The organism is Opitutus sp. sgz309028, assembly GCF_059821195.1.
Genome location: NZ_JCAMRR010000001.1, coordinates 394,787 through 409,499, shown reverse-complemented (window position 1 = coordinate 409,499; position 14,713 = coordinate 394,787). Strand labels below are relative to the sequence as shown.

6 protein-coding genes are annotated in these 14,713 nt (G+C 63.5%); 4 read left to right on the top strand and 2 right to left on the bottom strand.

Features of this window, described 5'->3' with window-relative positions:
• The first annotated feature begins 100 nt into the window (after nt 1-100).
• Both AC6RV7_RS01620 and AC6RV7_RS01615 read left to right on the top strand, forming a co-directional pair.
• Nucleotides 101-1,663 carry a sulfatase family protein gene (locus tag AC6RV7_RS01620; RefSeq protein ID WP_500092146.1) on the top strand — a complete coding sequence of 521 codons (1,563 nt, stop codon included), beginning with the start codon at nt 101-103 and terminating at the stop codon, nt 1,661-1,663.
• A gap of 59 nt (nt 1,664-1,722) precedes the next feature.
• Nucleotides 1,723-3,834 (top strand): sulfatase-like hydrolase/transferase, encoded by a 2,112-nt coding sequence (locus AC6RV7_RS01615; protein ID WP_500092145.1) that lies wholly within the window; start codon nt 1,723-1,725, stop codon nt 3,832-3,834.
• Between the two features lie 63 nt (nt 3,835-3,897).
• Here AC6RV7_RS01615 and galA read toward each other — a convergent pair whose 3' ends face one another.
• Entirely contained in the window at nt 3,898-6,294 is a 2,397-nt protein-coding gene (gene galA / locus AC6RV7_RS01610; RefSeq protein ID WP_500092144.1) for a beta-galactosidase GalA, read from the bottom strand.
• A gap of 88 nt (nt 6,295-6,382) precedes the next feature.
• The gene (locus tag AC6RV7_RS01605; protein WP_500092143.1) at nt 6,383-8,581 is read right to left on the bottom strand and encodes an alpha-L-fucosidase; all 2,199 of its coding nucleotides are present in this window, start codon (nt 8,579-8,581) and stop codon (nt 6,383-6,385) included.
• Nucleotides 8,582-9,294: 713 nt separating this feature from the next.
• Between AC6RV7_RS01605 and AC6RV7_RS01600 the strand changes: the two genes are divergently transcribed.
• Together AC6RV7_RS01600 and AC6RV7_RS01595 are read left to right on the top strand one after the other, a co-directional pair.
• A complete protein-coding gene (locus AC6RV7_RS01600) occupies nt 9,295-10,869 on the top strand; it encodes a GH39 family glycosyl hydrolase (protein WP_500093004.1) in 1,575 nt (524 codons plus the stop codon).
• A gap of 292 nt (nt 10,870-11,161) precedes the next feature.
• A complete protein-coding gene (locus tag AC6RV7_RS01595) occupies nt 11,162-14,701 on the top strand; it encodes a TonB-dependent receptor plug domain-containing protein (RefSeq protein WP_500092142.1) in 3,540 nt (1,179 codons plus the stop codon).
• The last annotated feature ends 12 nt before the right edge of the window (nt 14,702-14,713 follow it).

Genomic DNA, 14,713 nt, shown 5'->3' with positions numbered 1-14,713 from the left:
GGCTGGTATCGCGGTGCGAACGCTGGTCAGTTACGCGCACACCGCCCCGCCACGCCGCTTCCCGCTTCGACGAAGAAGCCGGCCCAACCGCGATATCACCATGAAGCTTCGTTTCTCGTTCGCCCTGCTTACCGTCCCGCTTGCCCTGGGCGCCCTTCATCGACTCGAAGCCGCGAAGCTCGAACCACTGCCCAACATCGTACTGATTATCGCGGACGATCTGGGTTACGGCGATCTGGGGTGCTATGGCGCGACGGCGATTTCCACGCCGAATATCGACCGGCTCGCCGGTGAGGGGCGGCGTTTCACGCACGCATATGCGCCGGCCTCGACCTGCACGCCGGCGCGCTACGCGCTGCACACCGGCAGTTACGCCTGGCGGCGCACGAACAAGAAAACCGCCATTCTCGATGGCGACGATCCGCTCTGCATCGATCCGGGCAGCGTGACGGTGCCGTCACTGCTGCGGCAGGCCGGCTATGCCACCGGGCTGGTGGGTAAATGGCACCTCGGTCTCGGCGATGGACAGCAGCCCGTGGATTTCAACGGCGAGATCCGGCCGGGTCCGCTGGAGATCGGTTTCGATTCCGCTTTCTATATCCCGGCGACGGTCGATCGCGTGCCGACGGTGTTCATAGAAGATCACCGCGTGCACGGGCTCGATCCGGCCGATCCGATTCAGGTGAGTTATCGCGAGCGCGTGAACTCCGAGCCGACCGGCGCGGAGCGGCCGGATCTGCTCAAGATGGGCGCTGACGCGCAGCACTCCGGCGTGATCGTCAACGGCATCAGCCGCATCGGTTCGATGCGCGGCGGCGAGTCGGCCCGCTGGGTCGACGAGGATATTGCCGACACGCTCGCGCGCCGGGCGTCGGCGTTCGTGGCGGCGCACAAGTCGGGGCCGTTCTTCCTCGAGCTGGGCGCGCACGATCCGCACGTGCCGCGGGCGCCGCATCCGCGCTTTGTCGGCAAGACCGACCTCGGTCCGCGCGGTGACGCGATCGTGCAGCTCGACTGGCTCGTGGGCGAGGTGCTCGCCGCACTGGACCGCGCCGGCGTGAGCGAGAATACGCTGTTCATCTTCACCAGCGACAACGGCCCCGTGTTGTTCGACGGCTATCTGGATCACGCGGCCGAGCGCACGGGAGATCACCAACCCGCCGGCGGATTGCGCGGGTGGAAGTATCTCGCCTATGAAGGCGGCACGCGCGTGCCCTTTATCGTTCGCTGGCCGGGCCACGTGAAGCCGGGCGTCGACGAACGCATGATCGGCCTCAACGACCTGCTCGCCACCTGCGCGGCGCTGACGGGACAAAAACTCCCCGCGGGCGCCGGTGTCGACAGCCTCGACCAGTTGCGGGTGTGGCGCGGAGAGCCGGGGGCGGCGGTGCGCACCGAGATCGTGCAGCAGGCCATCTCCAACATCCTCGCGCTGCGCTCCGGCGATTGGAAATTCATCCCGAAAGGCGTGCAGCATCGCGCGTCGCAAGTGGGGTCGGGCGCGAACCCGGCTGACCGCCGCTTCGTCGATGCGCAATTGCGCGAGGACTCGCTGTTCAACCTCGCGGAAGATCCGGCCGAGACGACGAACGTCGCGGCCAAGTATCCGGAAAAATTGGACGAGCTCCGCACCCGGCTCGCGGCGATTCGCAACGCTCGTTGAAGCCGCCCGCCGCCGGCTCACCGCACCCGTCACGCCCGATGTCTCTTTCGTCCTTCTCTGTGTTACGCGCTTTCGTCGCGACCGCGCGGCGCCGGTGGCGCGATCTGGCCCTGCTGTCGGTTCTCGCGTCGGCCGCAGCCGCGGCGCCGCCGAATGTCATTTTCATCCTCACCGACGATCTCGGCTACGGCGATTTGAGCTGCTACGGTCAGCGGCACTTTGCGACGCCAGCGATTGACCGGCTGGGGGCGGAAGGCGTGCGGTTGACGAGTCATTACGCCGGCGCGCCCGTCTGTGCGCCGGCCCGCGCGTCGCTCATGCTCGGTGTGACGCAGGGCCACGCCAATGTTCGCGACAACCAGTTCGACAAGGCGATCGAGGACAACCACACGCTCGGCACCGTGCTGCAGCGCGCCGGTTATGTCACCGCCGCGATCGGCAAATGGGGCCTGCACGGGCAGCCGGTGATGAGCGACGGCGGCGCCGATCCCGATGCGCCGGCGCATCCGCTGAACCGCGGTTTCGATTATTATTACGGACTGCTGCGCCACGTAGACGGACACGAACATTACGCGAAGGAGGCGCCGTATTTTAAGGAGAAGGCGAAGCGTCGCGGACCGGTGCGCATGTGGGAGGGACGCGCCAACGTCACTGCCGACCTCGACAAATGCTACACGGCCGATCTGTTCACCGCGCGGGCGAAGAAGTTCATCGTCGATCACACCGCCGCCGCGCCCGGACAACCCTTCTTCCTTTATCTCGCCTACGACACGCCGCACGGTGCGCTGGAACTGCCGACGCAGGCGTATCCCGCAGGGGGCGGGCTCAAGGGTGGAGTGCAGTGGCTCGGCGAACCGGGTCACATGATCAACACCGCGTCCGGGAAAATCGACTCGTGGGTGCATCCGCAGGTGGCTGCGGGGCGTTACGACGACGACGGCGATCCGACCACGCCGGAGAAGCCGTGGCCGGACGTTTATCGGCGACACGCGACGAGTGTGCGGCGCATCGACGACGGCGTGGGCGACCTGCTCCAGCTGCTTATAGACCTCAAAATCGACGAAAACACGCTCGTCGTTTTCACCTCGGACAACGGACCCGCCGACGAGGCGCAGATTCCTGGCATGAATTACTCCCCGGAATTTTTCGACAGCTACGGTCCGTTCGACGGCATCAAACGCGATCTCTGGGAAGGCGGCACGCGCGTGCCGACGCTCGTGCGCTGGCCGCATCAGATTCCGGCGGGTCAGGTGCTCGCGCGCCCGAGCGCCCAGTGGGACTGGTTGCCCACGCTCGCGGATGTCGCCGGCCTACCGCCGCCGGCTCGCACCGACGGCGTTTCGCTGTTGCCCGAGTTGGAAGGACGCGTGCCGTCACGCCCGCGCGACGCCTTGTATTTTGAATATGAATTCGACGGACGGACGCCGGCGTATGCGGATTTCGAACCGGAGCGGCGCAATCGCGTGCGCAAGCAGATGCAGGCGCTGCGGTGGGGCGATTACGTGGGCGTGCGCTACGACGTGCAGTCGGCGGATGACGACTTCGAGATCTACAACGTGACCGACGATCCGGGCGAAACGAGGAACCTGGCGCACGACCCGCGGCTCGCGGGGCTTCGTCGCGAGCTGCGCGACGCTGCGCTGCGGCACCGCCGACCGGAAGCGACCGCGCCACGTCCTTACGACGAGGCGCTCGTGCCCGCGTTGCCAGCCATCGAAACCACGCCGGGCGTGAGCTGGCAGCAGTATCGCGGCGCGTTTCCGTGGGTGCCGGATTTCACTGGCATGACACCGATCGCGACCGGCGCGGCGGGCCGCCCTGATCTCGCTGGCGTTCCGGACGCCCGTGGCGGAGGCGTGTTGTTTGCTGGATACCTTCGGATTCCGACAGACGGTGAGTATCGATTTTATCTGAAGACTGATACGGGGGCAGTGCTCCGACTCCACGACGCGCTGGTGCTCGATGCCGACTACGGCTATTCCAGCGGCTTCGAACGGAGTGCAACCATCCGCCTTGAGGCAGGGCTGCATCCGTTTCGTCTGGCGGAGATTCGTGGCGCAGACGCCAGCCGGTCCGCGACGTTGGAATGGAGTGGTCCTGGATTCGTGCGTCAGCCGGTGCCGGAGACGGCCTTTTGCCGCCCGGTCGCCGGAGCGGTCGCTAATCGCTGAGAGGTCGCATCGCGGGAGGGGCGCACTCGAGTTTCCTCGATGTGCGCCGACCGGCGGGCGCCATCATTGGCTGTTCAGCGCAAGCACGGCGGTTTCCAAACCGGGGGACGTCGCTTGCAGCGTGATAGCGCCGGCGGTTTCGGTGGTTTGCACGAGCACTTGCGCGAGACCGTTGAAGGCGGAGCGCCGGTCGGCTTTGTCCGGTTCGTGACTGCTTGGATCGCCATTGCCGACGCCGATCAGTTTCGCCGGTCCGCTGAGGGTGAAGACGACCGGGTTGCCCGCTGTCGGGACCGTGCGGCCGTGCGCATCGACGATTTCCACGGTGACCACCGCGAGATCGGCATTGTCGGCGGCGAGCGTCGCGCGATCGGCACTCAAGCGGATCGCCGCGGGCTCGCCGGTGGTCTCGCGCACTGTTTCGATCGTTTCACCCTTGCGCACCCCGCGGGCCACGAGCCGGCCGGGCGCGTAGTTGACTTTCCATTCGAGGTGACGAAGCGGCGTGACGGTCTTTTTCCCCAGCGAAACTCCATTCAGAAACAGCTCAACTTCGTCGCAGTTGCTGTGGACCCACACGGAGATCTCCTGACCCTGCTGCCAGTTCCAGTGGGGAAAGAGATGCAGCACCGGTTCGTCCGTCCACCAGGCCTTGTAGTAGTAATAGCTGTCTTTGGGAAAACCGCAGAGGTCCATGAAGCCGTAGTGGCAGCTGACGACCGGCCAATGGAACGGCCGGGACTCGCCCTTGTAGTCGAACGCTGACCAGACAAAACCGCCGCCGACGAACGGCCGCGCTGCGACAGGCGGCCACGCATTCTCGACCGTCTGGCCGGCGGGCCCCGCGGAGATGCTGTAGGCCGAAACGTATCCACGTTTCGGATCGCCGAAGTAGTTCTCCCAGGAGTCGGTCCGATATACCCCGCGGGTGGCGATCTCACTCGCGATCTCGGAGGCAACGATCGGCGTGCGCGGGAACAGCGAATGGACCGCATCATACACCCACGGGTTGTAGTTGATCCCAATGACGTCGAGGACGCCGCCCATTCCTTCCTCTTTATCAAAACCGCCGTTCATGGCGGCGGTGACCGGACGCGTCGGGTCGAGTTCGTGCACCCTTTGTTTCATCGCGCGAATCATCGTGGCGGCCTCCCGGGTGCCTTGAATCCATTGCTCGTTGCACAACGACCAGAGAACGATGCTCGGGTGATTGCGGTCGCGCATCACGAGCGCGCTGAGGTCGCGGTGGGCGATCGCGGGCGTGTCCTTCGGCGTCTGATCGACAAAGGTGTCGCCCAGGTGCCGGTTCTCGGCGACGACGACGAAGCCGAGCCGATCGCATTCGTCCAGCAGGAAGGGCGCGACCGGATTGTGGGAGAGGCGAATCGCATTGCACCCGACCTCCTTCAGTCGCTCCAGGCGCCAGGTGAACAGCCGGTCGGGCATCGCCACGCCGACCCCCGCGTGATCCTGGTGCATGTTCACGCCCTGGAGCTTAAACGGCCGGCCGTTTAGGAAAAAACCCTCTCCCGCATCGAAGCGGACGTGGCGCACGCCGAACGTCGTGATCGCCCGGTCCGTCGTGCGATCGGCGACTTTCACCGTGCTGCGCAGTCGATAGAGATAGGGATGCGCCGGCGACCAGAGGATGGCGCGGGGCAGCGGAATCGCCTGCGAGACCTTCAGGCTCGCGCTGATCCCGATTTCATACGTGGAGGAAGCGATGGCGACGACCCGGTTTTCGGCGTCGATGACTTCGCTCGACACGATCGCGCTGACCGAAGCGGAGCTGGTATTCGTGACCTCGGTGTCGGCGTGAATGACGGCATCGGAGGTCTCGGCTCCGCGAGGGTCTTCGAGCTTGGGGGCAACAAACACACCGTCCGGTGCAATGTGCACGGGATCGACCGTAACGAGACGCACGTGGCGATAGATGCCGCCACCTTCATACCACCAGCCGTCGTAACGCGGGTCGACCTCGACCACCAGAACGTTGCGCCCGCCGCAGATCGCGGCCTCGGTGATGTCGAAGCGCGAGCGGGTGTAGCCGCTATATTGTCGCCCGACTTCGGTGCCGTTGAGCCAATAGCGGCTGTTGCTGAACACGCCGTCGAATTCCAGCCACAAACGTCTGCCCTTGGCTGAGGCCGGAACGTCGAGAGTTTTTCGATACACGGCCGGCTGGATGGAAAGAAATCCGTGCAACCAGTGCCAGTCTTCCGGCATGCCCGGATAGACGAAGCGCGGTTTCGGTTCGAATGCCCCCTCGACGACGTAATCGTGCGGCACGTCCACCCGGCGCCACGCGCTGTCGTCATAATCCGGCGACACGGCGGCCGGCATGCCGCCGAGATGAAAGCGCCAGTCGGCGTCCAGCGAATGCGATGTGCGCGGGTCATCAGCGCCGCGCGCGGATAATTCCGCCAGTCCGCACACGAGGGCGAGCGAGCATGTGACCAAGTTGAAAAAACGAGAACGAGAAACGGACATGGTCGAATCGGGTACAGGATGGAACGTCAGGAGCAGCGCGTGCTCATTCGTGTGGTTTCTATTTTGCGGGCAGGACGGTGATTTCCGCGGCGCCGACCCAACCGGAATCGTCGGTGTCGTGGAGCGGCGTGAAGCGGATGTAGCGCGCGTCGACCGGCGCGAAAGTCACCTCCTGCAGCATCGGATTGTTGCGGATGTTGCCGAACACACCCGATTCGACCTGCGAGGTCCAATGGCGGCCGTCGAGGCTGGTTTCGAACCGGTAGCGATCGACCACGCCTTCAAAGACCCAATCCTGTCGCGGCAGGTAGGCGAAACCGCCGATGCGCCGCACGTCGTTCAGGTCGATGGTGAGTCGCGGGGGCGCCGATGACCCGGGAACCGCGCGCGCTTTCCAAAGCGTGTGCGGGTCGGCATCGATGGCGTTGCCCGGGCCGTGGTCGGACTTCGCCTCCGCATCGTCGGCGGCCACGATGCGCCACCCCGTCGGGGCGAGACCGACGATCGTTCGCGCGGCGGTGAGCCCAAGGCGTCCATCGGATGTCAGTACCGCCGCGTGGACGGTGCCGCCGGACGGAAGCGCGATCGGCGAGCGATAGGTCGTGGAGTTGGGTGTCGGCTCGGAGCCGTCGAGGGTGTAGACGATTGGGAGCGGGTGAGGGTGGGAGAGGGCCACGAGGCCGTCGCGACCGCGCTCGGAGATCACGGGGGCGGCGGGAACCGATTGTTGGAACAGGCCGATCTCGGCGAGCGTGGGTTCGAGCCGAGACTGCGTAATATTAATTCTGATACGGTCCGTCGTCACCGGCGTGGCGAGGCGCAGCAGACGTTTGTGGCCGACCGTGGTCTGCTCCTCGGGCGTCGTCGGGGCGGACCATTGCGAGCCATTCCAGATTTCGAGCGCGAACGTCTCGATCCGCTGGCTGCGGTGATCAACGGCTTCCTGGAGGGAGACGACGTCGAACGAGACGGGGGCGGGCAAGGCGAGCGTGAACGCGGCGGTGGTCCGGCCTGGGGCCGCTTCCCACCAGGTATCGAGGTCGCCGTCGTGGGCGAGGGCAGGGCCGTTTGCGTCGTTGGCGGAGTCGGCGGAGAAGGTCGCGCCGGCGGCGAGGTCACGCGCGAAGGTGTCGTCGATCACCCGGGCCATCCTGGCGAGCGTCGCGAGTTGATCCTCCGGGATCAGGCCGCGCGTATCCGGGGAGAGGTTGAGCAGCATGTTGCCGTTGCGGCCCACCGAACGATAGAAATAGTCCACGAGCTCGGCGGGGCTCTTGGCGCGTTTTTCGGGGGACCAGAACCAGCCGTTGAGAATCGGCGTGTTCACCTCCGCGGGATACCACCAGAGGTGGGAGCCCGGTGTCAGCCGGGCCCGGCTGCCGAGATCGTTTTCCTGGCGGTCGGGCCAGGTGTAGGCAGCGGGCGGTTCCGACAACGGAATCACGCTCCACTCGGTCGTGCGGCCGTGGCCGCCTTCGTTACCGACCCAGCGCACGTCGGGACCTTTCACCGAGATCACGGCGTCCGGCTGCAGTTTGCGGATCAAATCATACCACGCGGTGTAGTCGTAAGTCTGGTGAACGCTGGGGTCGGGATTGGCGCCGTCGAACCAGACGGCACTGATCGGACCATAGTCGGTGAGCAGCTCGTAGAGCTGGTTGAGGAAGTATCGGTTGTAGTCGTCAACTTGATACGCGTAGGGGCCGGAGGCGGAGGTGCGGGCGTGCGCGGGAGCGGTGTGGAACTCAACGGGGTCGGTGGGGACGACGGAATGCAGCTTGGCGCTTCCGTTGCCATAGTAGCCGGCGGGGTTTGTCGGGTTGGTGCGCAGTTGGAAAAGGTCGGCCGGAGACAGATAGATGCCCAGCTTCAGGCCTTGGGCCCGGGCGGCCGCGGCCACTTCGCGAACCAAGTCGCCGTGGCCATCGCGCCAGGGACTGGAAGCGACGGAATGCGTCGTGTAGCGAGACGGCCAGAGGCAGAGCCCGTCGTGGTGCTTGGCGACGAGGATGAGCAGCTTGCCGCCGGCGCTTTTCACTGCCCGAACCCATTGCTCGGCATCGAGCGCAGTCGGGTTGAACAGGGTCGGTGACTCTCTGCCGTCGCCCCATTCGACGCCGCGAAAAGTGTTGGGACCGAAGTGAAGGAAGAACGTTCGCTCGAGTCGCATCCAGGTCGTCTGGTTGGGGCGAGGAAGGACCTTGGCCGCTTTCTCGACGATGACGTCTGGCGAATCTCCCGCGGAGATTGTTTGCACCGTGGAATACTCAATCGTGGCGGGTGGCGGGCATGAGGACGTGCTTGCGACGACTTGGGCTTGAAGCGCGGCGAAGGCGGCTGACGCGACGATGGCTGCGCCAACATGTATAACTGGACGGCTGCGGACCACGGCTTTCTCGTTCGATACACGTGGCCCGCGGAGTGGGAGCAGGCGGTTGAGAATGGAGCGAAAGCCGGATTTTGGCCGGGGAGACGTCAGGCCGAAGCTGGAACGAAACGGGAGGGCCTGAGTAGCGGACGGGGCGGGAGGTTGGGGCGCAACACGCATATCGAAACGACATGACCCGAATCGCGGCGGGCCTCCGGGTGCGTGTGCTGTCTCGAAAATAGAAAGGAGACGGGGAAGCGACACGACCGCTGTCCAGAAGGGCTGAGAAGTGGGAAGGGTGTCAGCCTCTATCGAGGGTTTGTCTGTCCCATGTTTTCGGGACAGGCGCACTCGAGCGATCAATGGTAATCTCGCCCCGCCGTGCTCGGTGAGTACGGAAATCCCCCAAAGCCTTGTTCACCCCCTTCGAGAGCGCGGGCGCGCGCGGCAGGCCGTCGTCCCGACCCCCTGCCCGTCCTTTGGCGGCGCCTCGTTTCCCGCGCCCCGCGGGAAGCGAGGAGCGCGGCGAAGGGGGGCATGCGTCGGCCATCGATAACGCCACGTCTGTTCTCCGCTCAATCCCGTGGAGTGCCTGGTTGGCCGTGCTGTTGGCGGTCGCGTCGCCGTCAGTCGCGCCCGCGCGCACCATCTCAGCAGATCTCGAACAAGTAGCGGGACCGACGAACCGCATGCCGGAGTTTTGCGTCGGCGCGGGCCGTGCCAACGAGGGCCTCCGGGCCGACTGGCAGCGCCAGCTTCGGCGGGCGCGGCACGAATGCGGATTCCGCTACATCCGGTTTCACGGATTGTTTTGCGACGACATGGGCGTCTACTTCGAGGAGAACGGGAAGCCGGTGTATAACTGGCAGTATATAGACGAACTGTTCGATTTTCTGCAAAGCATCGGGATGAAGCCGTTTGTCGAGCTGGGTTTCATGCCGTCGGGCCTCGCGAGCGGGTCACAGACGATTTTCTGGTATCGCGGCAACGTCACTCCGCCGCGGGATTATGCGAAATGGGAGGCGTTCGTCGCCGCGTTTGTACAACATTGTACGGAGCGTTACGGCCCGGAGGAAGTCCGCAGCTGGTATTTCGAGGTCTGGAACGAGCCTAACCTCGATGGCTTCTGGATGGGCAATCCGGAGAAGAAACCTTACGAGGAATGGGCGGTGCGGGCGCGCGCCGAGTATTTCAAGCTCTATGCGGCGACGGCGCGGGCGGTGAAGTCGGTCGATGCGCGTTATCGGGTCGGCGGTCCCGCCACCGCCGGCGAAGGCTGGATCGATGAGACGCTTGCCTTTTGCGCCGAGCAGAAGGTGCCGCTGGATTTCGTCAGCACGCACAGCTACGCGACGATGAGCGGCTATCTGGACGAGAGGGGGAACGCCGGCACGGTGCTTTCGCCGGACCGCCATGCGATCACCGCCGGAGTGCTGGGCGTGCGCGAGAAGATCGATCGTTCGGCGTTCCCGGAGGCGGAGCTGCATTATACCGAGTGGAGTGCGTCTTATACGCCCGCGGATCCGATCCACGACAGCTATCACAGCGCGGCCTTCATTCTCGACAAGATGCGCAATATCGGCCGGGCCGCCGACTCGATGTCGTATTGGACATTTACCGACATCTTTGAGGAGGCCGGTCCGCGCACGACTCCGTTTCACGGCGGGTTTGGGATGTTCAATTACCAGGATCTGCCGAAGCCCTCGTTCTTCGCCTACAAGTTTCTGCACCAGCTGGGCGACCGCGAACTGGTCTGCGCCGACCCGGCGGCCTTCGTTTGCCGCGACGGGGGCGGAGGGGTGCAGGCGTTGTTCTGGGATTTCACGATCACTCATCCCGGCCCGTCGGTGATCAATCAGCAGTTCTATGCGGCCGATCAGCCAGCGCGTCGGCTCGATGCTGCGGAGCTGAAACTGAGCGGGTTGCGGCCGGGATCCTATCGCCTCGTGGCGACCAAGGTCGGATATCGCGCGAACGACGTGCAGTCGGCCTGGCGCGATCTCGGTTCGCCAGGACAGCTCACCCGCGCGCAGGTCGCCACCTTGCGACAGTCCACCGCCGGTACACCGATCGTCGACACGCACGTCGAGATCGGCGCGGACGGAGCATTCGCCCACCGGTTCGAGATGCGGGAGAACGACGTTTGGTTCGTCGAGCTCCTTCCGCTCCAGCGTTGAACGCCCGCCTCCGCTAGAGCGATGCCGCCGTTTATATAGTCCCGTAAAGGTCATTTAGGACCATTTCATTTATCGCTAAATTTTCTCCGGCTCGTCCGGAGGACGTCACCAGAAACAAAGAACCCCAAACATGAAGCAAATGCGAACCCCCCGTGTGCTGGCGCTCCTGTCAGTACTCTCCCTCGGAATAGGTCCGTCCTGGGCGCAAGTGCCGCCCGCGACGTCTGATCAGAGCAACGCCAGCCGCTCCAGAACCGAATCGGAGCTTCCGTCCAGCGAGGACGACGCAGGGATGATCATCCTCGATCCGTTCACCGTCACCACCGAGCACGAAGGCTACAAGGCCGACGATACACTCGCCGGCGGGCGTGTTCGCACGAGCCTCAAGGATACGCCGTCCTCGCTGTCCGTGGTCACGAAGAAGTTTCTGAGCGACCTCAACGTTAATAATCAAGAGGACCTCTTCATCTACACCACCAATACCGAAGTCTCCGGACTGTACGGAAACTACTCGGGTATGTCCGCCCGCGGGCAGGGCATCCCGTCGGGCGCCGCGGAAGGCACGCGGTTGACCAATCCGGGAGGAATCAATCGCGGCCGCGGTCTGACGGCAATGGACAGCACGCGGAACTACTTCCCGAGCGATATTCCGTGGGACGGCTTCAATATCAGCCGCGTCGATATCTCGCGCGGGCCAAACTCGTTCCTGTTCGGCACCGGCAGCCCTTCCGGCATCTCCAATGTGTCTACGAATGAAGCCACCTTCAAGGACCGGGGCGTGATCGAGGCGCACTACGGCAGCTACGGCACGACGCGCGAGTCCGTGGACTTCAATAAAGTGCTGGTGCCGGACCAGGCGGCCATCCGGGTCGATCTGGTGAACGATCGGCGGCTTTATCAGCAGGAGCCGGCCTTCAATCACAGCCAGCGCGCCTACGGTGCCGTGCGCCTGGATCCCAAGTTCCTGCGCACGGATTCGGCTTATACCAAGATCCAGGCCAGCTTCGAGCATGGCAAGGTGGAGTCCAACAACCCGCGCATTCTCCCGCCGATGGACTATATCACCGGATACCTGAACGATCCGAGTGCCAGCAAGACCGGTTACAATCCGTGGATCTATCATCTCAACGGCGACGTCGGTCTCGACCCCACGGAAAGCCTTTGGGCCAGTGCCGGTTCGCTGGCCAATCAGTATCAGTGGGCGAACGACGCCCAATTGTATTACGACGGCAAAACCGGCGCGCTGCTGGACGGGGGACAGGCAAGCTTCACCGCACCCACCGGCAATGGCTATGGCTCCCATGAAAACACCTGGAACGTCCACTCGAACGGTTACTACTCGCATGCCGTGGCGTCGAATTACCTCTATCGGCAGGCCCACAACGACCAGGATGGAGGAGAATTTGCAGGCGCCTACCGTGGCACCGTTCGGTATTTCGACAAGACGCTCAGCGATCCGAGTCTCTTCGATTTCTACCACAAGCTCATCGACGGCGACAACAAGCGCGAGTGGCAGCGCTGGAACGCTTACAACGTCAGCGTGGTGCAGAGCTTGTTCAACGAGCGCCTGGTCATCCAGGGCGTCATCGATCACCAGGAGTATCTGAACGGCAACAAGGGCATCCTCAGCAATCCCTGGCTCGTCCTCGATCTCAATAGCCACAATCTGAAGACTCCGACCTGGCTCGACGGCGCCACCACCAATCCGAACGTGGGCCGCCCCGTAGTGTTTGGGAACCAGGGCAATCACAGTATCAACAATTATACGCGCGACAACCAGCAGGTCACGGCGGCGTATAATTTGAACTTCGAGCGCGACTTCGAAATGAAGGGGATTCTGGGCCGGATTCTAGGTCGCCAGGAGTTCACCGGGCTGGCCGGCAGCTACGACAAGTATGAGGAGCACCGGAACTACCGGCTGAATGGCATCGATCCGATGTATAAAGTTTATAACGGCGACAAGACCAGGGATCAGGTGCTTCAGACGGACAATGCCTTCAACTGGCTCGCCTATATCGGACCGTCGATGCTCGGCACGACCGGTGCCGGCGCCAACCTGAGCAATCTTGCGACCAAGATTGGTGTTCCCAGCGCATATCCGTACACCGTCTTCTCGAAAGAGTGGACGGCGGGCGGCGCGGTCGATCCGACGGCGCCATGGACGTTCACCGGCCCCGACGGCACGGCCATGACGCAGGTCCAGGCGGATAATCCGGCAAACTATAAAGGCTATACGCGGGTATCGGTCCCGACGATTTATGGAGATCGCCTCCCCGACGTGCTCGCCACCGGCGGCACGCAGAGGCGGCAGAAGATCACCTCCACGGCCTTTCTCTATCAAGGACACTTCTGGGACGATACGATCATCCCGACGTTCGGCTATCGTCGCGATACCACGTTTCAGCAAGGTTCGGATGCCAGCCGGCACCGGGACACCAAAACGGGAATCTACGATCTGAATTACAGTATCGATATCGACGATCCCACCGGAATCAAAGCCACCACCAATTCGATCAGCTACGGCGTGGCCATCCACCTGCCGAAGGCGATCAAGAGAAACCTTCCCGAAGGCACGGACCTCACCTTCTACTATTTCCACGGTGAGAATGAGACGCCTCGGGTGCGCTATGCGATCGATGGTTCGCTGCTCCCGAACGAATCCGGCAAGACGGACGACTTTTCGGTTCAGTTCGACGGACTCAATGGTCGGCTGACAGCGCGGCTCACCTACTTCAAGACGCAGAACAACAATGCCTCGGCGTCCGTCGGGCAGCCGCTCGGCACGTTCATGGTCCGAGCGCTTCCCGAATGGACGGTCGTGCAGCACGCCTACAGCATGGCTCGCCAGGCTTTGCCGAAGGATGCGAACGGGAACACCCAGTTCCCCGCGAGTTGGGATGCGTGGACCCACGAATCCTGGGCGGATTGGCCGTATTCCTGGATGAGCCAGCATCCGCAAGAGGCGGCCAAGGCCAATGCGGACATGATGACCAAGTTTACGGAGCTGTATCCGCAGTCCTACTGGGATGCCTACGGTTACCACATCGACGTGGAAGCCATCAAGCGGGGCGACTGGCTGCACATCGTCAAAGGCACGGATTTCCCGTATTTCCCGCCGCAGCTGGGAGGCGGCGATACCGTGCACGGGGAATATCCGACGATCGACCAGAACCTCGAGTCCAAGGGCTTCGAGTTCGAGGCCACGTTCCGTCCGATCAGGAACTGGGACATCACGTTCAATGCCTCCAAAGTCGATGCCACGCAGACGGGCCTTGGTGCGGCCGCCGCGAAACAGCTGCAGGGAATGGCGGACCTGTTCCTCGGCACAGGCGTTCAGTATGCCGGCATCTGGGGTGGTTATGAGGGAGCGAAAAACAGCTTCCTCAAGGACATCTGGGCTCCCTATCTCACCCAGATCGCGCTGATCGGCGGCGACCAGCCCGAGATGCGGAAATATCGCTTCAACCTCATCTCGAACTACCGCATCGACCGTGGCTGGGCGAAAGGCGTCGACATCGGTGGCGCGTGGCGCTGGGAGGACCGGGCCATCCTCGGCTACGGCATCCACGAGACCGAGATCTACGGCGAAAAGGCGTGGATCGCCGATGTCAGCAAGCCGATCTACGGACCCACGGAGTCCCACGTCGATGCCTGGATCGGCTATCAACGTAAACTGAACTCCAAGGTTGACTGGCGAATTCAGCTCAACGTGCGCAGCGTCGGAGAAGGCAATCATCTGGTGACCGTCGCGGTCGAACCGGACGGCTCTGTCGCTCAGCAACGCATCGTGAGCGGTGCTACCTACGATCTCAGCATGAAGCTCATGTTCTGAGTTGAATCCAAG